This is a genomic window from Dokdonia sp. Dokd-P16 (assembly GCF_003095655.1).
GTDB lineage: Bacteria > Bacteroidota > Bacteroidia > Flavobacteriales > Flavobacteriaceae > Dokdonia.
In genome coordinates, this window is the sequence record NZ_CP029151.1 from 2,959,119 (window position 1) to 2,982,757 (window position 23,639).

Consider the following 23,639-nt stretch of genomic DNA (forward strand, 5'->3'; position numbering starts at 1 on the left):
AATAGCGCAGCGTACTATTCAATGGTAAGAACGAGGTCATTTTGTGAGACCATATTGCCGTCGCTTACGGTAATGGATGCTACGCGGCCGTTTGTTGAGGCGACTACGGTGGTTTCCATTTTCATGGCTTCTATGATAAAGAGTGGGTCGTTCTCCTTTACCTCTTGACCTTTTTTGACAAGTACCTTGTAGAGGGATCCTTGTAGGGGAGCGCCTATCTGGTTGCTGTCTTCTGGGTCTACTTTAAGATTTTCTACTTTCTTAATGTTGAGTGAGGTGTCGTGTACTTCGACAAAGCGGTTCTCACCATTTACTTTAAAAAACACGGTACGCATTCCTTCATCACTAGGTATCCCAATAGAAAGTAACTTGATGATGACTGTTTTACCAGGTTCTAGCTCAATGAGAATCTCTTCTCCTAACGCCATACCGTAAAAGAAATTCTTAGTAGGTACGAGGGCTAGGTTGCCATACTTCTTATAATTCTCATGCGCTTGCTCAAACACCTTAGGGTAGAGCATATATGATAAGAAGTCTTCCATCTCTAGAGGACGTGTAAATCCTTTTTGAAACTTGGTTGTAAACGCTGTGTATTCTTCATCAAAATCTACTGGAGCAAGATGCGCATTAGGACGGTCTGTATACGCTTCTTTATTCTTTAAGATGATAGCTTGTAACTTTTTAGGGAAACCACCTACTGGCTGACCTAAATCGCCTTTAAAGAAATTAATCACAGATTCTGGGAAGGAAATCGTGTCGCCACGTTCCATCACATCTTCTGGCGTAAGGTTATTAGTCACCATAAATATTGCCATATCACCCACTACTTTTGAGCTAGGTGTTACTTTAACTAGGTTTCCAAACATACTATTTACAGCAGCATACATCTTTTTTACTTCGGCAAAGCGATCACCAAGACCTAAAGCAGTTGCTTGTGGTCTCAGGTTAGAATATTGCCCTCCAGGAATCTCATGCTGGAAAACCTCTGCCGTTCCTGCCTTGAGTCCAGACTCAAAAGGGTAGTAGAGCTCGCGGGTGTCTTCCCAGAAATTTGAAAACTGATTGAGTTTGTCCATCTCAAAAGGATGCTCACGCTCTTGATATTTCATCATCTCTACCACCGCATTAAAGTTAGGTTGAGAGGTGAGTCCTGATAGTCCGCCCAGGGCTACATCTACTACGTCTACATTTGCCTCAATGGCCTTGAGATAGGTAGCCGTCTGTAGTGATGACGTATCATGCGTATGTAAATGTATCGGTAAGTTTACGGTGTCTTTAAGCGCTGTTACCAGTTCTGTAGCGGCATATGGTTTCAAGAGTCCTGCCATATCTTTTATGGCAATCATATGTGCTCCTGCGTTTTCAAGATCTTTTGCTAGTTGGGTATAATACTTAAGATCATACTTAGTTTGCTTTACATCAAGAATATCTCCAGTGTAGCTTATCGCACCTTCGGCAATTCCTCCTGTGAGGTTACGCACGTACTGGATGCTAGGTTCCATGGCTTTTACCCAGTTAAGCGAATCAAAAATTCTAAAAATATCTACACCATTCTCCCAAGATTTTTCGACAAATTTCTCTATCAAGTTATCTGGATACGCCTTGTATCCTACACCGTTTGATCCTCTCAAGAGCATCTGGAAAAGAATATTAGGCACCGCTTTACGCAGTTCGCGCAGTCTTGTCCATGGGCTTTCGTGTAAGAAACGCAAGCAAACATCAAAGGTTGCACCTCCCCAAACTTCCATACTAAAGGTGTTAGGGTGATTTTTTGCAAAACTAGATGCTACTTTGAGCATATCATACGAGCGCATGCGTGTAGCCAGTAGGGACTGGTGTGCATCACGCATGGTTGTATCTGTAAAATGTATCTTTTTTTCTGCCATGAGCCATTTACAGAATTCCTCTGGACCTAACTCTGTGAGTAAGTCTTTGGTCCCTTTCGGGAAAGGGTCTGAGAGGCTGTATAATGGGGTTTCTGGTGTTCTAAATATCTTAGAGTCATCCTTTTTCTTTACGTCAGAATTTCCATTGACACTTACCTCTGCAAGAAACTGAACTACTTTTGAAGTTCTGTCTTGTGATAGCTTGATGTCAAATAGGGAAGGAGTGTTCTGTATAAAGTTTACGGTAGTTTTTCCATTCTTAAAAGTATCTGTCTGGATGACATTTTGCAGAAAGTGAATGTTCGTTTCTACACCACGTATTCTAAACTCTTTTAAGGCTCTGACCATCTTACGAATAGAGCCATCAAGCGTTCTACCATGTGCAGAAACTTTGACAAGCATAGAGTCAAAAAATGGACTTACTTTATACCCTTGATAAATACTTCCTGCATCAAGACGGATTCCCATTCCAGATGCACTGCGGTAGGTGGTAATCTTACCATAATCTGGCGTAAAGTTATTTACAGGATCTTCAGTTGTAAGTCGGCATTGTATCGCAAAACCATAAGTTCCAATAGATTCCTGACCGTAAATTTTAATCTGCTTATCTGAAAGATTATAACCTCCAGCGACAAAAATCTGTGTTTTTACAAGATCAATACCCGTTACCATCTCAGTAACCGTATGCTCCACTTGAATACGCGGATTTACCTCAATGAAGTAAATATTATCATCTGCATCCACAAGAAACTCAACAGTACCAATATTGTTATAGTTTACTTCGGTAGCGATGGCAACGGCATATTTATATAGATTATCACGTAGTGTTTGTGATAACCCAAAAGAAGGAGCCATCTCTACCACTTTCTGGTGTCTACGCTGTACAGAGCAATCACGCTCATACAAGTGCCTGATGTTACCGTGAGAATCTGCTACAATCTGTACTTCTATATGCTTAGGATCTTCTACATATTTCTCTAGAAACATGGTATCATCCCCAAATGAGTTTAGCGCCTCATTACGAGCCGAGTCAAAGCTAAGCTGTAAATCTTCTATCTTACGAATGATACGCATCCCTCGACCACCACCACCTGAGGCAGCTTTAAGCATCACAGGATAGCCTATTTTTGTAGCTTCACTAAGAGCGATGTCAAGCGTGTAAAGTGCAATTTTATTACTTTCTATAATAGGAACACCACACTTTTGAGCAACTTTTTTTGCAGTGATTTTATCACCTAAGGCATCCATCACTTCAGGTTCGGGACCTATAAAGATGATACCGTTTTCGGCACATTTTCTTGCAAAGGTGGAGTTTTCAGATAAGAAACCGTATCCGGGGTGAATGGCATCTACATGTTTAGATTTGGCTAGGTCAATAATCTGATCCATATCAAGGTAGGGCTTGAGTGGCTCATTATTCTTGCCTATTTGGTAAGACTCATCTGCTTTATTGCGATGTTGTGAGTATCTGTCTTCGTAGGTGTATATCGCAACCGTAGCGATGTTAAGTTCTGTACAGGCACGTAGTACTCTAATAGCAATTTCCCCGCGATTGGCGACAAGGACTTTTTTAATTTTCATTATATAAGATAGGGTGTTGTGTTACGAAATCGTTGTAGTAGTAGGGTACAAAAAAAGCCACTCCGATTGTAGAAGTGGCTTTGATAACATTAAATTTTCGCGCAAGCGAACATAAACACTTTTAAGTCATTTTCAATACGTAATCTATTACACATGTTTAAGTGACTTATTAAGGTTTATTGTGCGTCAAAGCGATATTTTCCAGCTTGCTCAACATCTGCAGCAATCTGGTTGCGTAAGCCTATTACATTAGGCTGGTTTGTATACTTTGTAAAACGCTTAAGACCCATAAGCATCATGCGTTGCTCATCACCTTCGGCAAAAGAGATAATCGCTTCTTTAGCCTTCGTCTGGATAATATCTACTGCGTTAAATAAGTATAGTTGAGTCATTGCAAGTTGTGTTGCTTGGCTCTCAAGACCAGAACGCTTGATATTCTTCTCAGTACGTAAGATTGCACTCTCAGACATATAGATTTCAATCAAGATATCTGCAGCAGCCATTAGTAATTGCTGGTGTTGCTCAAGTTCTGTACCGTACTTCTTTGCAGCAGATCCTGCTACCATTAAGAATACTTTCTTAAGACGCTTAAGAAGATCTTTCTCTTCAGATAACGTTTCAGAAAAGTCTGGTGTATCAAAAGAAGGAATACCCATAAGCTCTTCACCTACAGCAGTAGCAGGCCCCATAAAGTCTACATGACCTTTCATTGCCTTCTTTACCATCATTCCTACCGCTAGCATACGGTTAATCTCGTTTGTACCTTCATAGATACGAGCGATACGAGCATCTCTCCAAGCAGATTCCATAGGAGCATCTGCACTAAAGCCCATTCCTCCAAAAACTTGGATACCTTCATCTGTTGTATTCTGTACATCTTCAGATACGGCAACCTTAAGGATAGAACACTCAATAGCATACTCCTCAACACCTTTAAGCTCTGCTTCTTGGTGTGTATTTCCTTCTGCATGACGCATAGCGATACGATCCTCTATGTTCTTTGCAGCTCTGTATGATGCAGACTCATCTACATATACATTGGTAGCCATTATAGCAAGTTTTTGCTTGATTGCTCCAAAGTTTACAATAGGAGTTTTAAACTGTACACGCTCCTTAGCATACGTTACTGCTTCATTTACTACACGACGTTGTGCATCAAGACAAGCAGCTGCAAGTTTAATACGTCCTACGTTAAGTGCGTTCATCGCAATTTTAAATCCATTACCTCGCTCAGAAAGCATATTATCTGCAGATACTACTGTATCGTTAAAGAATACCTGACGTGTAGAAGAAGAGTGGATACCTAATTTTTTCTCTTCGTCACCTAGTGTGATTCCGTTAGAAGGATCATTTTCTACAATAAATCCTGTAATGTTCTTATCGTCTTCTATTCTTGCGAATACAATAAAAAGGTTACAGAATCCTGCGTTTGAAATCCACATTTTCTGTCCAGAAATCTTGTAAGATTTTCCATCTTCAGAAAGAACTGCTTTTGTTTTACCTGAGTTTGCATCAGATCCAGCACCTGGTTCTGTAAGACAGTAAGCACCAAACCACTCACCAGTAGCAAGTTTAGGTACGTATTTTTGTTTTTGCGCTTCGTTACCGTATAAAGTAATTGGCATGGTACCAATTCCTGTATGTGCTCCAAAGGCTGTACTAAAAGATCCAGTTGCACCAGAGATGTAATCACAAACAAGCATTGTAGATACAAAGCCCATTCCTAATCCACCATACTCTTCTGGTACTGCAACACCTAGTAAACCAAGTTCACCAGCGGTACGCATTGTCTCCTCTGTGTATGCATAATCTTTCTTTTCAAAACGCTCCCAGTGTGCCCATAGATCACGATCTACAAACTCCTTAGTACTGTCACGCATCATTTTCTGCTCCTCGTCAAGGTCTTCCATTGTGAAGACATCTTCACAAGCTGTTTCTTTTACGATAAATTGTCCACCGCGTAGGATATCTTTTTTTGTTTCTTCTGTTGCCATAATTTGATATTAGATTCGAGATTTTAGACGTTAGATAGGGGGTAATCATCCTTCTAAAATCTGATCTCTATGTTTAAATTGTGTTATTCTTTTTTAATTTTTCTTTTCCCGCTTTCGCGAAAGCGAACTTTAGATAGATGAGATGATCCTTTTAATAGAAGATCTCATCCATCATATTATTTAAGGAATTCGTAAATCCCTGCTGCTCCTTGTCCAGTACCTACACACATAGTTACCATCCCGTATTTACCTGACATATCACGCTTGCGCATCTCGTCAAATAACTGTACCGAAAGTTTACCTCCTGTACATCCTAGTGGGTGACCTAAAGCGATTGCTCCACCATTTACGTTAATAATATCTGGATCAAGACCTAGCTCACGAATTACTGCAAGTGATTGTGATGCAAATGCCTCGTTAAGTTCGATAAGCTCAATATCATTTTGCTTAAGACCTGCTTGTTTTAATGCCTTAGGAATCGCAGCTACAGGACCTATTCCCATAATACGTGGTGGTACACCAGCCGCAGCATAGTTTACCATACGTGCGATAGGTTCGATATTTAATTCTTTTACCATCTCCTCACTCATCACCATCACAAAAGCAGCACCATCACTCATTTGTGAAGAGTTACCAGCAGTAACGCTTCCGCCAGCAGCAAATACTGCTCTTAGCTTTGCAAGCGCTTCTTTACTAGTCCCAGCACGTGGTCCTTCGTCTTTATTTACAGTGTAAGATCTAGTTGCTTTCTTACCATTTGCATCGATATACGTTTGCTCCACATCAATAGGAACAATCTGATCTTGGAAACGGTCTTCTGCAAGCGCACGTAATGCCTTCATGTGTGAGTTGTATGCAAACTCATCTTGATCTTCACGAGATACCTTGAATTCATTTGCTACAGCCTCTGCGGTGTTACCCATTCCCCAGTAGTAATCTTCGTGTCCAGTTTTTACAATGGCATCGTAGTTCAATTCTGGTTTAAATCCGGTCATAGGTACAGAAGACATAGACTCCGCACCACCAGCGATAATACAATCGCCCATTCCTGCTTGAATCTTTGCAACTGCCATCCCGATAGTTTCTATTCCAGAAGAACAAAAACGGTTTACGGTTACACCAGGTACATCAATTACGTCAAGTCCCATTAATGAGATAAGACGCGCCATGTTAAGACCTTGTGATCCTTCTGGCATTGCATTTCCTACGATTACGTCATCTATGCGTTTTTTATCAAACTCAGGCAGCTCCTTCATCATATACTGGATGGTTTCTGCAGCAAGCTCATCTGCTCGCTTGAATCTGAAGACACCTTTAGGTGCTTTTCCTACTGCGGTACGGTAGGCTTTTACTATATATGCTGTTTTCATAATAACAGTGTTTCTTTATTAGGTTATAATCCCCCTCTTTGAAGAGGGGCTAGGGGAGATGCTATTGTAGTTAGAAAGTTATATGCTGATAACATCTAAATTTAAACATCCCCACCAACCTCCCCTTCAAAGGGGAGGCTAAGGGCATTTATATATTAGTTACGTAAAGGCTTCCCTTTCTGTAGCATATGCTGGATACGCTCTAGTGATTTTCTCTCAGTAGCTAGTGATAAGAACGCTTCGCGTTCAAGATCTAATAAGTACTGCTCAGAAACTCTTGTAGGCTCAGAAAGATCTCCACCTGCCATAACGTAAGCAAGTTTATTTGCAATCTTTTTATCGTGCTCAGAGATGTAGTGAGAAGCTTCCATAGAATCTGTTCCTACTAAGAACATTCCTAATGCCTGCTTACCTAATACAAGTACATCATTACGTTTTACCGGTTGTGTATATCCTTGATCTGCCATCTGGCGTGCTACAGCCTTAGCCGTTGCAATCTGACGATCACGGTTTACCACAACGATATCTTTACCGTGCTTTAGGATATTAAGGTCATAGGCTTCATGAGCAGATGTAGAGACTTTTGCCATACCAATGGTAAGGAAGTGCTCTTGAAGTACATTTAACTGTACATCACCTTTATCAAACTTATCTGATGCTCTTAAAGCCATTTCCTTAGATCCACCACCACCAGGGATTACACCTACACCAAACTCAACGAGTCCAATATAAGATTCGGCAGCAGCTACTACGCGGTCTGCGTGCAGTGTCATCTCACATCCACCACCTAAAGTCATACCGTGAGGTGCAACAACTGTAGGGATAGCAGAGTAACGAAGACGCATACACGTATCTTGGAAATATTTTATAGCAGCGTTAAGCTCATCATATTCTTGCTCTACGGCATACATGAAAATCATTCCAATATTTGCTCCTACAGAGAAGTTAGTACCTTGATTTCCTACTACTAGTCCGTCGTAATCCTTTTCGGCCATATCAATAGCCTTATTTAATCCTGCAAGAACATCACCTCCTATAGAGTTCATCTTAGAGCGGAATTCTACATTTAAGATTCCGTCTCCTAGATCTTGTACAGATACTCCAGAGTTTGAGAATACTTCAGTTTGTTTTCTAATGTTGTCAAGAATGATAAATGAATCTTGACCAGGTTTTTTTACATGCGCTTTCGCGGAAGCGGAATATACATGCGTAGCTCCATCTTTTACTGAATAGAATGTATCGATTCCAGCAGCAGTCATATCTGTTACCCAAGTGGCAACCTCAAGACCTTCTGCTTTCATTAGTTCGATACCTTTTTCTACACCAACGGCATCCCAAATCTGGAATGGTCCGTGCTCCCAGCCAAAACCAGCTTTCATAGCATCATCTATCTTGTAAAGCTCATCTGTGATTTCTGGAATACGATTTTGTACGTATGCGAAAAGGTGTGCAAAAGACTTGCGGTAAAATTCACCAGCCTTGTCCTTACCACCTACAAGCACTTTAAAACGATCGTATACATTATCGATAGTTTTAGTAAGCTCTAAGGTTGCAAATTTTGCTCTTTTTGCAGAGCGGTAATCCATAGTATCTAGGTCTAGCGTAAGGATTTCTTTCTGTCCTGTCGCATCAACATTCTTTTTATAGAATCCTTGACCAGTTTTTGAACCTAACCATTTATTTTCCATCATGGTACTGATGAAACCTGGTAAGGCAAATAATTCTTTTCTTTCGTCCTTAGGACAGTTTTCTGAGATACCGTTTGCAACATGTACAAGGGTATCAAGACCAACAACATCTACAGTACGGAACGTAGCCGACTTAGGACGACCTATTACTGGTCCCGTGAGTTTATCTACTTCTTCAACCGTCATTCCCATCTCCTTAACCGTGTGGAATAATGACATGATAGAGAAGATACCGATACGGTTACCTATAAACGCTGGAGTATCTTTTGCTACTACAGATGTTTTTCCTAAAAATTGCTCACCGTAGTTATTTAAGAAATCAAGTACGCTCTGGTCTGTTTTTGGTCCAGGGATGATTTCAAATAATTTCAGGTAACGCGCAGGGTTAAAGAAGTGTGTCCCACAGAAATGCTTCTGGAAATCTTCACTACGACCCTCAGACATAAACTGGATAGGAATACCAGAAGTGTTTGAAGTAATAAGTGTGCCAGGAGTTCTGTGTTTTTCTAAGTTTTCAAAAACTTGCTTTTTGATATCAAGTCTTTCTACAACTACTTCTATAATCCAGTCTACGTCTTTCACTTTTGCAATATCATCCTCAAGGTTTCCTGTGGTGATTCTACTTGCAAAAGATTGGTTGTAAATAGGAGAAGGCTTACTTTTTAAAGCAGTAGTAAGTGCATCGTTTACCATACGGTTACGAACTACTTTATCTTCAAGTGTAAGACCTTTTGCTTGTTCTTTAGCATTTAGTTCTCTAGGTACGATGTCTAGTAAGAGTACATCTACACCGATATTTGCAAAATGACAAGCGATACCGCTTCCCATAATTCCGCTACCGATGACGGCTACTTTCTTTATTCTACGTTTTGCCATTATTTTACTAAGGTTTCTTTTTGGTTAAAAACTTTTCTATTTTGAATCAAATCATTGATGGTATCAATAACTTCATAAAAGTTGTTGATTTTTTCTTCACTTATAGTTTCTCTCACAGCACCATTAAAGGTTTTTACTTTTGTTTTTGAGAAATCTCTTTTTTCTTTTCCAAATGGAGTAAGATGTATAAGAACACCGCGTCCGTCTGCTGGATTAGGTTTGCGTTCTATCAAGCCTTTTTCTTCCATAGTCTTAAGTGTACGAGATAGGGAAGTAGCTTCCATACCCATACGTGGACCTAATGCTGTAGAAGGTGTGCCTTGGTCTGGATCTATACTTAACAGGGCAAAACCAACGGCCATCGTTACATCAAACTCTGCTGCTTGTTCATTATACATTTTCATAACTGCTTGCCAAGTGGCTCTCAAACAGTAGTCTATTGTTTTGTCATTCATAAGGTTTCATTCCGAAATCGTTGTAAATATACAATAATTTACTATGCACGCACAGTAGTTTTTGCGAATTTTATTGATTTCTAGTCATTATTTTATTTGAGTAGTTGCTAATACATTGACTGTAATATACCTCAAGTTCGCAAAAAATTTGTAAATTCTATGTTATTATATCGTCTCAACTCATTCAATACAGTCAAAATGATATCGTATAAACGCTATAACGTTAAAAGTAAGCCGTTATCTTTGCCTCTTGAGCCGAACTGTTCAACACCCTAAAACGGCTCTTAAATGTATCGCCAGTATGATAGCACCAGCAACACCCGTAAATGAGTTTAAGCGCATGAAAGCTCTGCATGGTCTAGAACTTCTAGATACAGCTCAAGAACCAGACTTTGATTATATTACTAAACTTGCTGCTTACATATGTAATACGCCTGTAGCTCTCGTGACACTTGTAGACGAAGACAGACAGTGGTTTAAGTCTAAAGTAGGTTTTGCACCTTGCGAAACCTCACGAGATAGTTCCTTCTGCGCGCATGCGATTTTAACACCCAATGAGATTTTTGAAATCCCAGATGCTACTAAAGATTTGAGGTTTGTAAACAATCCTCTTACTAAAGGTGATTCACCAGTTATATTTTACGCGGGAATACCATTACGCACTAAAAACAGAATGGCAGTTGGATCACTATGTGTGATTGATCACAAACCTAATAAGCTAAATCAAGAACAACGAGAGGCTCTCATTACTCTAGGTAAACAAGTAGAACGCCTTTTTGAATTACGATCTGTAAATGCCAAGTTAAGAGCTGCCAAGGAAAATCTTACTAAGCATAATTCTTTACTACAAGATTTTGCAGGGACTGTGTCTCACGATCTTAAAATGCCGCTTGCAAATCTCATATTAACATCAGATATTTTAAAGAAAAAATATAATGATGAGATAGATGAAAAAGGTAAAAACTACTTGAGCTACCTCAAAAAATCATCGATGTCTATGAGTAAGTATATCACTAATATACTCACGCATTATGAGAGTACTGCTTATGATAAGGATGATGTGCATGAGTTCATGCTCAACGATATGCTTGAGGATCTTGTAGATCTTCTTAACATCAACTATGAGTGCGAAGTTCATTTTCCAGATAATAACATAGAGCTGCATTGTAATAGATCTGCACTAGATCAGATTTTCTTAAACCTTATAGGTAACAGTCTTAAGTATAACGATAAGAAGCATACAGTAATAGATATTAAAGCCACACAAACGTCTAAGCATTTTGAGTTTTCGGTAAGAGATAATGGTCGCGGTATAGAGGAAGATAAGGTAGAGAGTATTTTTACGCTTTTTAGTACTGTAGGACACCTAGATAAAAATGGAGAGCGCGGTCATGGAATCGGACTTTCTACTGTACAAAAACTTGTAAATAATCTTGGCGGTACCATAAGAGTTGAGTCAGAGCTGGGGAAATTTACAGAGTTTATTTTCACGATTGCAAGGTAGGTTAATACGCTTTCGCGAAAGCGTAACGCTTCATATCAGTATTATTTCAAGCCTATAAATGCTATCATAATTATATTATTTACTAATGAGTGTTCTCTAGACTGTAATCGTTATTATTAAGTTAATTATCACTTAGATTTACGTTAATCTCTAGTCAATCAAATTTGGACTAACCTATATTAGTCCGAACAATCAAATCAAACAACACTACATGTTGAAAATTACCCAGTTATTGCTTACAAGTTTTACTATCTGTATAGCAAGTACAGTGTATGCGCAGGACCTTCCTGTGGCATCTATAAAAAAGAGTATTGAAACATTTAAAGAAAATGCTCGCGGTCCTTACAAAAAGATAGAATGGTTTTGTAAAGATGGTACACAGCGTGAAGCCCGTGACCCTTGTCCAGACGATATAGGTGGTGGTGTACAGCACGCTAGTTATAGCGATGATCTTATTGCTCTTGGTAAAAAGCATCATTTATATGTAGCAGATATACTTGCAAATACAGACAAAGAACTTTTTTGGGATGTGGCAAATGACCATAGCCGCATTAAACAATATCAACTCGCTCGCTACTTAGGCAGTGTAGATGATGGATGGGTGCAGCGCAAATCTCAATTTTATAGAGGCGCAGTACAGTCTGAAGATGAAGAGGCATGGGGTATCGACTTTTATGAGTGGTTACTGCGCAGCGATACGAGACTAAGACAGAATTACTACCTATTACGTCAGACATTGCGAGATATACCACACGATGGAGATAGTAATATTGCACAACGGATGCGTAGCGAGTCAAAAATCCTTGCCGAAGATTATCCTAAGTTTATGGATGCTCGTATTAAAATACATGGTAAGCCTAGCGTGAGCGATATCCAGATGGTTCAAGAGTTTAGGGCAAAGCATAAAGGCAATCTCTCTGATAAATTAAAATCTCAGTTTGATACTCTAGAAAAAACTATGGCTGCTTATTATGCACCTATTAACTTTAAGGAATTGCAAGCACAAGTAAATCGTGTATCTGTAAAAAATGATCTTACAGAACGTATTGAAAGTTTTCTTTCAAACAGTGAGCGTGACGCCTCTCCTGAAATTTTAGTCCCAGAAATTGCAGATATTTTATGCTTAATCCGTCAGGAGATAGAAACTTTAGATAGAGGAAGTGATAAGCTTACCATGCTTGATCTTTCTAACGAACTTGAAGATATACTTCTTATAAAAACACAAGAGTGGAAACCAGAGACGCTTAAGAGTTTGCTATATAAGATTCAGACGTTGGGTTATGCCGCAACGGGAACAGGACTTATAGAAATGAATGAGTGGGCGGCTGTGGAGCCTTATTTAATAGCAGATAGTTATCATAATGATAGAAGCGTAGCACAACTTAATGATTTTCTTGCTACATCAAGAGGACTTGTAGAGTGGAGTGCTTCTCAGGTAAAAGCAAACTATCAGGAGATTGTAGATATCTATGCGCAATTTGAACCTAAGGCATATGGTTTTATAGATGATCGTGTACGTTCATCTGTAGCGCTAGACCTAGGAGAGAGTGTAAGCACCTTAGGAGCTTTTATCGCAAAGCATTCAGGTCTTGAGAATAAAGTAATGGATATAGATGGACAGTCTTCTGTAAGAGGATTAAACCCTGGGTATGCTTATGGTGAACTTGTGGTTATAGAAGGATCTCCAGAAGGAGTGGAGGTAGATACGGAAAAGATTTACGTTTTTGAAAAACCACCATCAGATCTTAAACCCGTTGCGGGAATTATGACCGTATCAGAAGGTAACCTTGTTTCTCACGTGCAATTACTAGCTAGAAACTTAGGTATTCCTAATGCGGCATTATCACAAGAAAACCTTCAGGATTTGAATAAGTATAGCGGTAAGAACGTGTTTTATGCAGTTTCAAATAAAGGAAGCGTTATCATAAAAGGCGAAGACGATATTACAGATGAGGAACGTGAGTTATTTACAAAGAAACAACGTTCTACGAGCCAAGTAACGGTACCTGTAGAGAAGATTCAGCTTGATAAAAAGAATATTATAAACATGCGAGATCTTGATGCAAGCGCATCTGGAAAACTTGTAGGTCCTAAAGCGGCAAATCTTGGTCAGCTTAAAAAGATGTTTCCAGAACAGGTGGTAGAAGGTCTTGTGATTCCTTTTGGAATATTTAAAGATCACATGGACCAAAAAATGGCCGATTATGACGGTTCTTACTGGGAGTTTTTAAATAACGCTTTCGCGAAAGCGGAAGACATGAAAGCCTCTGGTGCATCATCAAAAGAAATAGAGACCTTCCAACTAGAAGAGTTGAAGAGGTTACGTGATGCGATTAATGTAATGACACTGAAACCGTCATTTGTGAATAGCTTGAGAGCAGATTTCCAGAAAGTATTTAAATCACCTATTGGTAAAACACCAGTGTTCTTACGAAGTGACACTAATATGGAAGACCTTGAAGAGTTTACAGGCGCAGGATTGAACCTGACACTCTTTAATATCTTAGATGAGGATAAAATCTTAAAAGGGATTAAGGATGTCTGGGCTTCTCCATACACGGAGCGTAGCTTTAAGTGGCGTCAGCAATATTTAAGTAACCCAGAGAATGTATTTCCATCCATTTTAATTATACCATCTGTAGATGTTGCTTATAGTGGAGTAATGATTACTAAAGGGATTAATCAAGGAACGGATGAGGATCTTACAATTGCCTTTAGCCGTGGAGCAGGAGGTGCTGTAGATGGCCAAGCTGCCGAAACTAGACTTGTGACAGCAACGGGAAGCAGATTACTTTCTCCTGCACGTCAAGCAGATTATATACGCTTACCAGCAACAGGAGGAGTAGAGAAGAATATAGCAACCTTTGATAAGCAAATTTTAAACGAGAAAAACATAAATGATATACGTGCAATAGCTCAGTCTATAAGAACACGCCTTCCAGAAATGACAGGATCTACTTATGATGGAGCTTATGATGTTGAGCTAGGATTTGAGAATGATAAACTGTGGTTGTTCCAGATTAGACCTTTCGTAGAAAATAAAACGGCCAAGACTTCTGAATATTTAGAATCTATATCGCCTGTAATTAATGAAGACTTTTTAATAACCTTAGACGCACCAATAAACTAATGAAGACATTTATCACATTTACATTTATTGCATTATCCACACTTGTTGCCACGATGATCTATCCTATTGATGGTTATGATAGCACTGGAATCAAAAGATTGTATCGTCTTCAAAAGATGGAGAAAGATAGCATCACTAATAAACGTATTCCTAACGGAGCTTACTTGAAACTAAATGATATTAAGTTGAATTTGCTTTCGCGAAAGCAGGATTCTCTTGGTGCACTTCTCGTAGAAGATCCAGAGTTTGCACGTGCCATTGCAAGAATCACTCCCGGCGGAAACTACTCCCTTGCAGTTCTTGATATGAGCGATCCAGAAAACTTGAAATATGCAGCCCACAGAGAGAATGCTGGTTACCAGCCAGGAAGTGTAGGTAAAATTGCTGTACTCAACGGATTTTTTAATGAGCTTGCAGAAACTTATCCAGATGATTTTGCACTGCGCACAGGACTTATGTGTAATAAGCGAGTGAAAGCACGTTATTGGGGTACAGGTGATCATCATACGATTCCTATTTATGATATCGATAAAGACAAGCTTACAAAGCGTCAAGTAGTGGCAAGTGATGAATTCTCATTATACGAGTGGGCAGATCATATGGTGTCTGTGAGTAACAATGGAGCTGCGAGTGTATTATACAGAGAAACGATGTTGCTAGACGCCTTTGGAAGAGATTATGCCGACTTAACAGAAGAGGAGTCTGAAAATTACTTTGTAGAGACAGACAGAGACTCTCTTACAAGCCAAGCAAACCGAGTTGTGAATCAGCCACTAAGAGAGCTAGGAATAACAGAAGACGACTGGAGACTAGGAGGTATGTTTACAAGACCTGCTGGGAAGTATGTAGGTCGTGAAGGTGGAAGTATAGGTACTCCTAAAGGGCTCATGAAATTTCTAGTAGCCTTAGAGCAAGGAAACGTAATAGATGAAGAAAGCTCACTTGAGATGAAGCGTTTATTATACATGACAGATAGAAGAATACGTTATGCACAATCTAATAGACTTGATGATGCTGCTGTATTTTTTAAATCTGGATCTTTTTATAAATGTGATCGCAGTAAAGACCCAGGATGTGAAGATTATGCAGGTAATGTATATAACTACATGAACTCCGTAATCATTGTAGAACAACCTAATGGAAAGAAATACATCGTTTGCTTAATGACTAATGTTCTTAATAAAAACTCTGCTGGAGCTCATATGTATCTTGCAAGTAGTATTGATGAGGTGGTAAATCCATCTTAGTCATCACCATTAATACATTTAAAAATGCCCATTAGAACTCATCTAATGGGCATTTTTTATATTATTTCTTTGCTTTTTGAGAACTTTTAAGACCTTGTAATACTCTCGTAGCTAGCTTGCTTATGCCTTTATTTCTATGTTTAGTAAAGGATTGTGTGATGGGAATATATCTCGTGTCCTCTAAGATTTCTATAAGATGAAGCATGGCGATATTCATCTGCCTGCTTCGGTTTCTTATTAAGTTACGAATAGTTTGAAATTCTGACTGATCTTCTATTTCAAAGTGTGCTGTATCTGCTTCTTCTGTTTCAATAATGTTGTATTCTAACAGCGGTAGAATTTTATTCTTAAGCTTGATATGAAGTAGATTGTCTAGAAATTCGATAGCGTTCACTTTTGCAATATCATCATCGCTTTTTAATCCTAAAAAAGCGGCTGTAATGTCATCTTGGTTATAGCGTATGCTCAGTAATGTAAAAATACTATTCAAACTTAAATCTACCTGCTCTCTTAAAATGATAACAATCGCCTCACGAGCAAGTAAAATTTCTGTTTCTTTATCTGTGGAGCTTTCCAGCATACTTGTATTATTTACAAGCTTTAAAAAAGTTGATAGGGCATTTATAGTACTTTGATAATAGTTGCTTTCCGTTAGAATATACCTCGTTATACGTCGCTTATCAATTACTAGAGAAGGATTTTGTGTACTCAGCTTTAGCAGTGATTTTGAAGCATTTTTACGTACGATAAGATTATTACTAGCTAGGAATTTATATAAAATGCGCACGGCATTTTGCGAATTAAAAGTTGCGATAACTTTAGGTAAATTTCTTTTGATGTCAAGGCTAAAGGCATCCTCACTTTCTAATTGAAGCAGGGTCTTAGTAATCTCTGGCCCATACTGAGTTAAACTTTTAATAGCGCTTTTTCGTAAGTCTTTGTCCTCAAGATTCTGAAGTAGATGACCTACAAAAAGTGGGTCTGTTGTTATTCCTGCAGCCTGAATAGCCTTTCTAGCAACAGAACGTTGCTTATTGCTAAAATGAATAGAAATGAAGTAATAAAATTCTTTCATTCCAGAATATGCAATCGTTAGCAGTAATTCTGATGTTTCTTTTTGATTTTCTAATCCTTCAGGAGTTCCTAATCTCTCGATTTCTTTGGCAATACGATTTCTTAAATCAAATCGTGTTGCAAGGCGGTTATTAGTGCGCGCATCTTGTGCAAGGCAAAGTAATGCTGCTTTTGATATTCTTTGATTAGCGTGGTTGAGGTATTCGTTAAAGACGCTGTCATCTTCCAATTGGGTATGATGAAGTAGATATTGTAGTACCGCAAGGATGAGTGCATCATCTTCACTAGATAAAAGTGTTTTCACCTTTGCCAGCGCTGTGCCTTCTTTATAATAATATAATTCTTCTAAGGCTGCTTTTTTTACAGCGTTAGAAGGGTGATCGAGAAGTTTTACAATATGTGACTTAAGGGGATTGAGTTTTGTAGTAGATAACCTCGTAAGGAGCGTTAGTATTTCTTGCTCTTCACCGGTTTGTAAAATACGTTTCGCGGTAGAGATTGTTCTATCTTCTTGGAATGTCTTTTTAGAACTCTCCTTGTTGAGAAGTAAACTTTTTAAGTTACTACGGAAAGAGTCAAAATAAGCATCTCTTAATTTGTAAATTAAAATGAGCCAAACAAATAGAAAAAAGAGCGTGAGTACTGTCACAAACTTTGTGTCTAGCTCCATACCTTTTATTACGAAAATGAGCAAAAACCCAGCGAGACCTGTAGCAACACTGTCTACCACAATATCTATAAATGATTTAGCTTGATTTTTTATTGCGTAGGGTATGGGTAAAATAGAAAGCTCGGCAGCAGCTTTGTTTATTGATTGTTTGAAGCTACCATCTAATCCTTTGATAATGATAAGTACCCAAAGCTCAGGTACTGTGAGAAATAGAAGGGATCCTAAAGCAATCCCTAGTGGAAGGATGAGCATGGTTGAGGTTACCCCTAGATAACTGAGCACTCTATTTGTAATAAACAGCTGTATTAATAGTGCAACCACATTAAAAGAAGAGAACCAAAAACCTAAAAACGAAGCTAACTCATCTGAATCTGGCAATGCTCTATGCGCAAAATCACTAAATTGAAAGTCGACTAACTTTGCCACAACTACACTTACACCAATTATCGATGCGAGGTATAGTAAATGCTTTGATTTTGATATGAGTTGGTATGCATTTCTGTCTGGAGTTGTAGCTTGGTGAACCTCCTTTTTTCTAGTATATACAGTAAGGGTACGAAGCCTCAAATTCCAAATATGGTGTAAAATGGGAACACATGAGAGAATAAGAATACCTGCTATAAAAATAGAAACCTTATTCCCGAACATGGCAGAAATAAGCGTTGTCAAGTATCCTCCAAAGATACCTCCTGCAATAGCACCAGCACCTATAAAACCAAATAAGCGCTTTGCTTCTCTTGCATTGTACACCATGTTTGCCAGTATCCAGAACTGTGAGGTTACCACTACTGCAAAAAGCGATATAAGAACATAATAGAGATAAAGTACCCAGACTTCAAGAAACTTGAAGTGTAGCGCTACAGAAAGAATAATGAAAAATAGACAAAAAGCAGAGAGTGTGATGGTCGCAACTCTCTTAAAGGAATACTGTTTGAGCGCTTTGTTATAAAAAAACGAACTAATGATGGCTACCACGGCAACCATGAGATACCCATAGGGTAATTTTTCTGCACCTAGTGCAGAGAGGAAAAGCGCATTTACTGTAGGCTTAACAATGAGCAATACTGTGATCACCAAAAAGATGTACAGTTGCATAAAAAAAGAGATGGTGATTTCACCATCTCTTATATCAAAGGCTTTTTTATAAAGTCTTTTTATCATTAATTATGTTTGGATTGCGAGATGCTCTAGTTGAATGCTAAAGCTCGTGATTTTTTCATTGCTTTTTCTAAAGGAATTACTAAATCTCTAACAATCTGCTCTCCTTGAGAATCATCTATCAAAGCTACCAAAATATACTTACGATCTGGTCCCCAAACAAGCACAGAATCTGAGTGCCAGTTTTTCCATGATCCTGACTTTCTATAGATATCAGCTTTTGGAGCAATTTTATCAAGGGTATTTACAAATTTGTGGTGTAATGCAGGATCTTTCATGATTTTAAGCATTTCTAAAGATCGTGCTGGGTTAATAAGATTTCCCATTGCAAGTTGGTAATAAAAACTACATACCTGTCTTGCAGTAGCAGCATGACTAAGACCTTTCATAGGTTCTGGGTGGCGTCTTCCGCCAGCAGCATATCTTTTGCCTACCCATAAACCACCACCTACTTCTTCATCATAAAGTTTAAGCTGATCGCTACGTAAAACTTGTTCTATTTTTTCATAACCTACACGGTCAATCATACGTGTAGATGCAGCATTATTTGATTTACTAATCATGAGGTGCATATCCTTGCGTACTTCCTTAGAATCTTTGAGTTCGCCATTTTCTATAGCGTCCATAGCTGCAAGTAAAATTGCAATTTTGGGTAGACTCGCTGCATACATCATAAACTCATCGTTTAATCCTGCATATTCTATTCTATCTACATTACTCATATCTACAATACCTATAGACATTTTATTTGCTTTGACCATGCTCTTCCATTTAGGATTCTTTGCTATTTCTTGAGAAAGTAGCTCTTGAAGAATAGGACTAGAGTGTGTCTCTAATGGAGCGACATCATTAACCGCTAGTGGAAGATTTTGTGCCGTCATCATTGAGGCAAGGAAGGAGCACATAAAAAGCGCAATGTATTTCATAAATATATGTTTTTTTAAAGGTTTCTTATAGTATACAAAAAGGCTGCCAAAGATAGTAACCTTTACTGTTAAAACGATAAAAACGTTTTATAATCAACTATAGTATTTACTGTATTCTTAAAGTTATTATAAAATTAAGTGTTGTGCTCGTGAAGCTTTTTAAAACCCTACCGCAGTATCATCTCCACGTCTATCTGCTCCACCTTCTAAGGTGCCGTCAGGAAGCACTAAAATACCGTCCACTTTTCCAATAACTGGAGATTGCTCTTCATTAGTATTATATCCTTTTTCTTGTAATCCTTTTATAGTTTCAGCATCAAAACTATTTGGTTCAAACAATACAACATCTGGTAGCCACTGGTGGTGGAAGCGTGGAGCATTAACCGCTTCTTGCATAGTCATGCCGTATTCATGGACGTTAAGTATCGTTTGCAGTACAGATGTGATAATCGTAGAACCTCCAGGAGTTCCTACGGTCATCCAGAACTCCCCATCCTTTTCTACTAGGGTAGGAGTCATACTTGATAGCATACGCTTACCTGGTGCAATCTTATTAGCTTCGGCACCTATGAGGCCAAACATGTTAGGTACTCCAGGTTTGCTAGAAAAATCGTCCATTTCATTATTTAAAAAGAAACCTATCTCGTCTACATATAATTTTGATCCGTAAGCACCGTTAAGCGTTGTTGTCACAGCGATTGCATTACCGTACTGATCTATCGCACTGTAGTGTGTAGTTTCCATACTTTCATAGCCTGGTAACTTCCCGTGGCTCATATCGCTTGACTTTGTGGCGGTATCCCAAGAAAAAGTATCCATTCTGTTTTTTGCATACTCGTCAGAGAGTAATGTTTTTAGCGGAATTTCTACAAAGTCGGGATCACCTAGATAAAAGCTACGATCTGCATAGGCACGTCGCTCAGCTTCGGTAAGTAGCTGGATGCTTTCTACTGTATTATGTCCATATTGTGAGATATCATAAGGTTCAATCATCTGCATGATTTCAGATAAGCAAACACCACCAGAACTAGGAGGGCTCATGGAAATAATCTTTAGGTTATCATATTCAAAAGTTACTGGAGTGCGCCATTTTGCTTCGTAAGCAGCAAGATCTTCCATTGTTATAATTCCGCCTTTTGATTGTAGGTAGTTCACTAACTTCTGTCCAGTCTCTCCTTTGTAAAATTCATCTTTACCATTTTCGACAATACGCTCTAGTGTTTTTGCTAGCGATTCATTTTTGAGGGTAGACATTTTCGCGAAAGCATTTGCATATAAAATACTATCTCCATTGAGCTCAATAAATTTCTCGCGCAACGCGTCAAATCGTTTTGCTTGATTTTCTGTAACCACATAACCATTGCGGGCAAGATCTATTACCGGTTGTAAAATCTGGGACATAGGTAAAGAGCCAAATTTCTCATGTACGGCAAACATTCCAGCAAGACCTCCAGGAACGCCTACAGCAAGACTTCCTTCTGTGCTTAAGTTAGGGATTACATTACCATCTTCATCAAGGTACATATCGTGCGTGGCGGCTGCGGGAGCCATCTCTCTATAATCAAGGGCGCCTATCTCTCCATCCTTAGTGCGATATACTAGAAAACCACCACCACCCAGACTTCCTGCAAAAGGATAAGCCACGTTAAGCGCCATATCTGTTGCAATCATTGCGTCAAAAACATTACCGCCTTGCTCCATAATTTCTGATCCTATGCGTGAGGCTTCTTCACGAGCAGAAACTACCATAGCTTTTTGTGTAATTAATCCATACACGGGCTCAGGAGCAGGTGTTTCTGTCTTGCACGTTATAAATAAGATAGGAGAGAGGAGTAATAGTAGTTTTTTCATGTAGTTGAATTTTCTAACGTAAATATATTAAACTTAAAGTTCTTCTAGTTTTAATGCAACAAAGGCTTGTAATTCTTTAAAGAAGCGTGTGAACTCATCTTCAAAGGCTTCATAATGTTCGGCTAGGTCTTCTATGGCTCTATCCATCGCCACGCGACGTTTTGTGCGTATATTCATATTATAGAGTACTGTGCCTATACCTTCCATAGTAGCATAGCTAAGTAGCCAGTTTTGCTCTATCATAGGGATCATCATTTTCTGAATACGGCTCGTAAGCAGGTGGTGATGGTCTTGTAATAGTTTGTAAAAGTCACCTACATAGATATCAAGTGGTGCGCTGTGGTATTGTTGCCAGTTTTTGGCAAGAAAGTGATCATAAATAATATCTACTATCACACCAGAGTAGTGACCATACTTTGCGTGCAGGCGTTTTGTACTCTGCTTTACAATAGGGTGACTATCTGTGTAGCTATCTATCCAGCGATGCACGAGTATACCTCGCTGTATATCATCACTATACTTGAGGTACTTTTTACCTTTTATACCATCTGCCATAAAGTTGCCTATAGTTTCCATAGGTAAGCCGTCAGTAAGGTAAATGTGTGCGAGAAAATTCATAGTGGTGAAGTTAATAGGAAAAATTCACCTGTTCAAAGAATTTATCAGGCATTGTGAAGCAATGTATTCTTGTTAGGCTAGTACGTATGTGTTTTAGTACTTTTGTTTAACAATCAAAAAACAAAGATTAATTACGCTTTCGCGAAAGCGTACTCAAAATTTACATATGACACTAATAAAATCCATTTCAGGAATACGCGGAACCATAGGAGGACGCACAGGAGATAACTTAACACCAGTAGATGCTGTAAAATTTGCTGCAGCATACGGTGCGTGGCTTAAAAATGACCGTAACAAAGAAACCTACAGAGTAGTAGTAGGGCGTGATGCTCGTATCTCTGGATCTATGATACAGGAACTCGTGATGAATACCTTAATAGGAATGGGGATTCACATTATAGATTTAGGACTCTCTACCACACCTACGGTAGAAATTGCAGTACCAATGGAACATGCAGACGGCGGAATCATACTCACAGCTTCTCACAACCCAAAACAATGGAATGCGCTAAAGTTATTAAATAGCAAAGGAGAATTCTTAAACGGAATAGAAGGAGAGAAGATCCTTAAGTATGCAGAAAATGAAGACTTTTCTTTTGCCGAAGTAGATGATCTAGGTGCTATCACAAAGAACGATGCTTACATTGATTTACATATTGAAGAAGTAAAGGCGCTTGAACTTGTAGATGTTGACGCTATTAAAGCCGCAAAATTTAAAGTGGTGGTAGATGGTGTAAACTCTACGGGAGGTATCGCAATACCAAGACTTCTAGAAGAACTAGGAGTGGAGGCAGTAAAATTATATTGTACGCCTAATGGTGAATTCCCACACAATCCTGAGCCACTAAAAGAACACCTAGGTGATATCTGTAATATGGTAGTAGATGAGCGTGCAGATTTTGGTGTTGTAGTAGATCCAGATGTAGATCGTCTTGCTTTTATAGATGAGAAGGGTGAAATGTTTGGAGAAGAGTACACGCTAGTTGCTTGTGCAGATTACGTTCTAGGAGAGACTAAAGGAAATACGGTTTCAAACTTATCATCATCACGTGCATTACGTGATATTACAAGAAAACATGGCGGAGAATATTTTGCAAGCGCTGTAGGAGAGGTAAACGTAGTGCAAACTATGAAAGACCAACATGCTGTAATAGGCGGAGAAGGAAATGGTGGAATCATCTATCCAGCTTCGCATTATGGTCGTGATAGCCTGGTGGGAACTGCATTATTTTTAACGCACCTTGCAAAGCTTAAAATTACCGTGAGCGAACTAAAAGCTAGTTATCCTCCATATTTTATGAGTAAGCAAAAGATTCAACTCACGCCAGAACTTGATGTAGATGTATTATTAGAAAAGATGGCTGCCAAATATGCTAATGAAGATGTATCAACGGTAGACGGTGTAAAAGTAGATTTTGAAAACCACTGGGTACACCTACGTAAATCAAATACTGAGCCTATTATCCGTATTTATACAGAAGCAAGCACACAAGAAAACGCAGATCAAATCGCAAATGATATGATTGCTACGATTAAGGAGGTAGCTGGCATATAATCATTGACGGTAGTAAAATCATAAAATCAATTTTGTTTTTTTAAATCCACATTATA

Annotated in this window: 13 protein-coding genes; 4 read left to right on the top strand and 9 right to left on the bottom strand. The window is 38.8% G+C overall.

Annotated features, from left to right (window positions below; genetic code table 11):
- Positions 1-14 precede the first annotated feature (14 nt).
- The 5 genes from DCS32_RS13200 to DCS32_RS13220 form a co-directional block, all read right to left on the bottom strand.
- Positions 15-3,467 carry a pyruvate carboxylase gene (locus DCS32_RS13200; RefSeq protein WP_108878702.1) on the bottom strand — a complete coding sequence of 1,151 codons (3,453 nt, stop codon included), beginning with the start codon at positions 3,465-3,467 and terminating at the stop codon, positions 15-17.
- Between the two features lie 176 nt (positions 3,468-3,643).
- Positions 3,644-5,461 carry an acyl-CoA dehydrogenase family protein gene (locus DCS32_RS13205; RefSeq protein ID WP_108878703.1) on the bottom strand — a complete coding sequence of 606 codons (1,818 nt, stop codon included), beginning with the start codon at positions 5,459-5,461 and terminating at the stop codon, positions 3,644-3,646.
- Between the two features lie 176 nt (positions 5,462-5,637).
- A complete protein-coding gene (locus DCS32_RS13210; RefSeq protein WP_108878704.1) occupies positions 5,638-6,831 on the bottom strand; it encodes an acetyl-CoA C-acyltransferase in 1,194 nt (397 codons plus the stop codon).
- A 155-nt stretch (positions 6,832-6,986) separates the two neighbouring features.
- Positions 6,987-9,395 carry a 3-hydroxyacyl-CoA dehydrogenase/enoyl-CoA hydratase family protein gene (locus tag DCS32_RS13215; protein WP_108878705.1) on the bottom strand — a complete coding sequence of 803 codons (2,409 nt, stop codon included), beginning with the start codon at positions 9,393-9,395 and terminating at the stop codon, positions 6,987-6,989.
- The gene (locus tag DCS32_RS13220; protein WP_108878706.1) at positions 9,395-9,850 is read right to left on the bottom strand and encodes a MarR family winged helix-turn-helix transcriptional regulator; all 456 of its coding nucleotides are present in this window, start codon (positions 9,848-9,850) and stop codon (positions 9,395-9,397) included. The genes DCS32_RS13215 and DCS32_RS13220 overlap by 1 nt, the downstream gene beginning before the upstream one ends.
- Positions 9,851-10,151: 301 nt before the next feature.
- On the opposite strand from DCS32_RS13220, the gene DCS32_RS13225 reads away from it, so the two are divergent.
- The 3 genes from DCS32_RS13225 to DCS32_RS13235 all read left to right on the top strand — a co-directional run bounded on the left by DCS32_RS13225 (position 10,152) and on the right by DCS32_RS13235 (position 15,731).
- Entirely contained in the window at positions 10,152-11,354 is a 1,203-nt protein-coding gene (locus DCS32_RS13225; RefSeq protein WP_108878707.1) for a GAF domain-containing sensor histidine kinase, read from the top strand.
- A 211-nt stretch (positions 11,355-11,565) separates the two neighbouring features.
- A complete protein-coding gene (locus DCS32_RS13230; RefSeq protein ID WP_108878708.1) occupies positions 11,566-14,484 on the top strand; it encodes a PEP/pyruvate-binding domain-containing protein in 2,919 nt (972 codons plus the stop codon).
- A complete protein-coding gene (locus DCS32_RS13235) occupies positions 14,484-15,731 on the top strand; it encodes a serine hydrolase (RefSeq protein WP_108878709.1) in 1,248 nt (415 codons plus the stop codon). The genes DCS32_RS13230 and DCS32_RS13235 overlap by 1 nt, the downstream gene beginning before the upstream one ends.
- A 61-nt stretch (positions 15,732-15,792) precedes the next feature.
- On the opposite strand, the gene DCS32_RS13240 is transcribed toward DCS32_RS13235, so the two are convergent.
- From DCS32_RS13240 to DCS32_RS13255, 4 genes are all read right to left on the bottom strand, one after another.
- Positions 15,793-18,636 carry an Npt1/Npt2 family nucleotide transporter gene (locus tag DCS32_RS13240; protein ID WP_108878710.1) on the bottom strand — a complete coding sequence of 948 codons (2,844 nt, stop codon included), beginning with the start codon at positions 18,634-18,636 and terminating at the stop codon, positions 15,793-15,795.
- 26 nt (positions 18,637-18,662) lie between these two features.
- Positions 18,663-19,559 carry a serine hydrolase gene (locus DCS32_RS13245; RefSeq protein ID WP_108878711.1) on the bottom strand — a complete coding sequence of 299 codons (897 nt, stop codon included), beginning with the start codon at positions 19,557-19,559 and terminating at the stop codon, positions 18,663-18,665.
- 159 nt (positions 19,560-19,718) lie between these two features.
- Positions 19,719-21,410 carry a gamma-glutamyltransferase gene (gene ggt / locus DCS32_RS13250; RefSeq protein WP_108878712.1) on the bottom strand — a complete coding sequence of 564 codons (1,692 nt, stop codon included), beginning with the start codon at positions 21,408-21,410 and terminating at the stop codon, positions 19,719-19,721.
- Positions 21,411-21,443: 33 nt separating this feature from the next.
- Entirely contained in the window at positions 21,444-22,028 is a 585-nt protein-coding gene (locus tag DCS32_RS13255) for an ACP phosphodiesterase (RefSeq protein ID WP_108878713.1), read from the bottom strand.
- 166 nt (positions 22,029-22,194) lie between these two features.
- Between DCS32_RS13255 and glmM the strand changes: the two genes are divergently transcribed.
- Complete coding sequence (gene glmM, locus DCS32_RS13260; protein ID WP_108878714.1) at positions 22,195-23,583, top strand: phosphoglucosamine mutase; 1,389 nt, start codon at positions 22,195-22,197, stop codon at positions 23,581-23,583.
- The last annotated feature ends 56 nt before the right edge of the window (positions 23,584-23,639 follow it).

Excerpts from the sequence above, each read along its gene's own strand:
- DCS32_RS13200 (WP_108878702.1), bottom strand. The coding sequence starts at position 3,467 with ATGAAAATTAAAAAAGTCCTTGTCGCCAATCGCGGGGAAATTGCTATT.
- DCS32_RS13205 (WP_108878703.1), bottom strand. The coding sequence starts at position 5,461 with ATGGCAACAGAAGAAACAAAAAAAGATATCCTACGCGGTGGACAATTT.
- DCS32_RS13210 (WP_108878704.1), bottom strand. The coding sequence starts at position 6,831 with ATGAAAACAGCATATATAGTAAAAGCCTACCGTACCGCAGTAGGAAAA.
- DCS32_RS13215 (WP_108878705.1), bottom strand. The coding sequence starts at position 9,395 with ATGGCAAAACGTAGAATAAAGAAAGTAGCCGTCATCGGTAGCGGAATT.
- DCS32_RS13220 (WP_108878706.1), bottom strand. The coding sequence starts at position 9,850 with ATGAATGACAAAACAATAGACTACTGTTTGAGAGCCACTTGGCAAGCA.
- DCS32_RS13225 (WP_108878707.1), top strand. The coding sequence starts at position 10,152 with ATGATAGCACCAGCAACACCCGTAAATGAGTTTAAGCGCATGAAAGCT.
- DCS32_RS13230 (WP_108878708.1), top strand. The coding sequence starts at position 11,566 with ATGTTGAAAATTACCCAGTTATTGCTTACAAGTTTTACTATCTGTATA.
- DCS32_RS13235 (WP_108878709.1), top strand. The coding sequence starts at position 14,484 with ATGAAGACATTTATCACATTTACATTTATTGCATTATCCACACTTGTT.
- DCS32_RS13240 (WP_108878710.1), bottom strand. The coding sequence starts at position 18,636 with ATGATAAAAAGACTTTATAAAAAAGCCTTTGATATAAGAGATGGTGAA.
- DCS32_RS13245 (WP_108878711.1), bottom strand. The coding sequence starts at position 19,559 with ATGAAATACATTGCGCTTTTTATGTGCTCCTTCCTTGCCTCAATGATG.
- ggt (WP_108878712.1), bottom strand. The coding sequence starts at position 21,410 with ATGAAAAAACTACTATTACTCCTCTCTCCTATCTTATTTATAACGTGC.
- DCS32_RS13255 (WP_108878713.1), bottom strand. The coding sequence starts at position 22,028 with ATGAATTTTCTCGCACACATTTACCTTACTGACGGCTTACCTATGGAA.
- glmM (WP_108878714.1), top strand. The coding sequence starts at position 22,195 with ATGACACTAATAAAATCCATTTCAGGAATACGCGGAACCATAGGAGGA.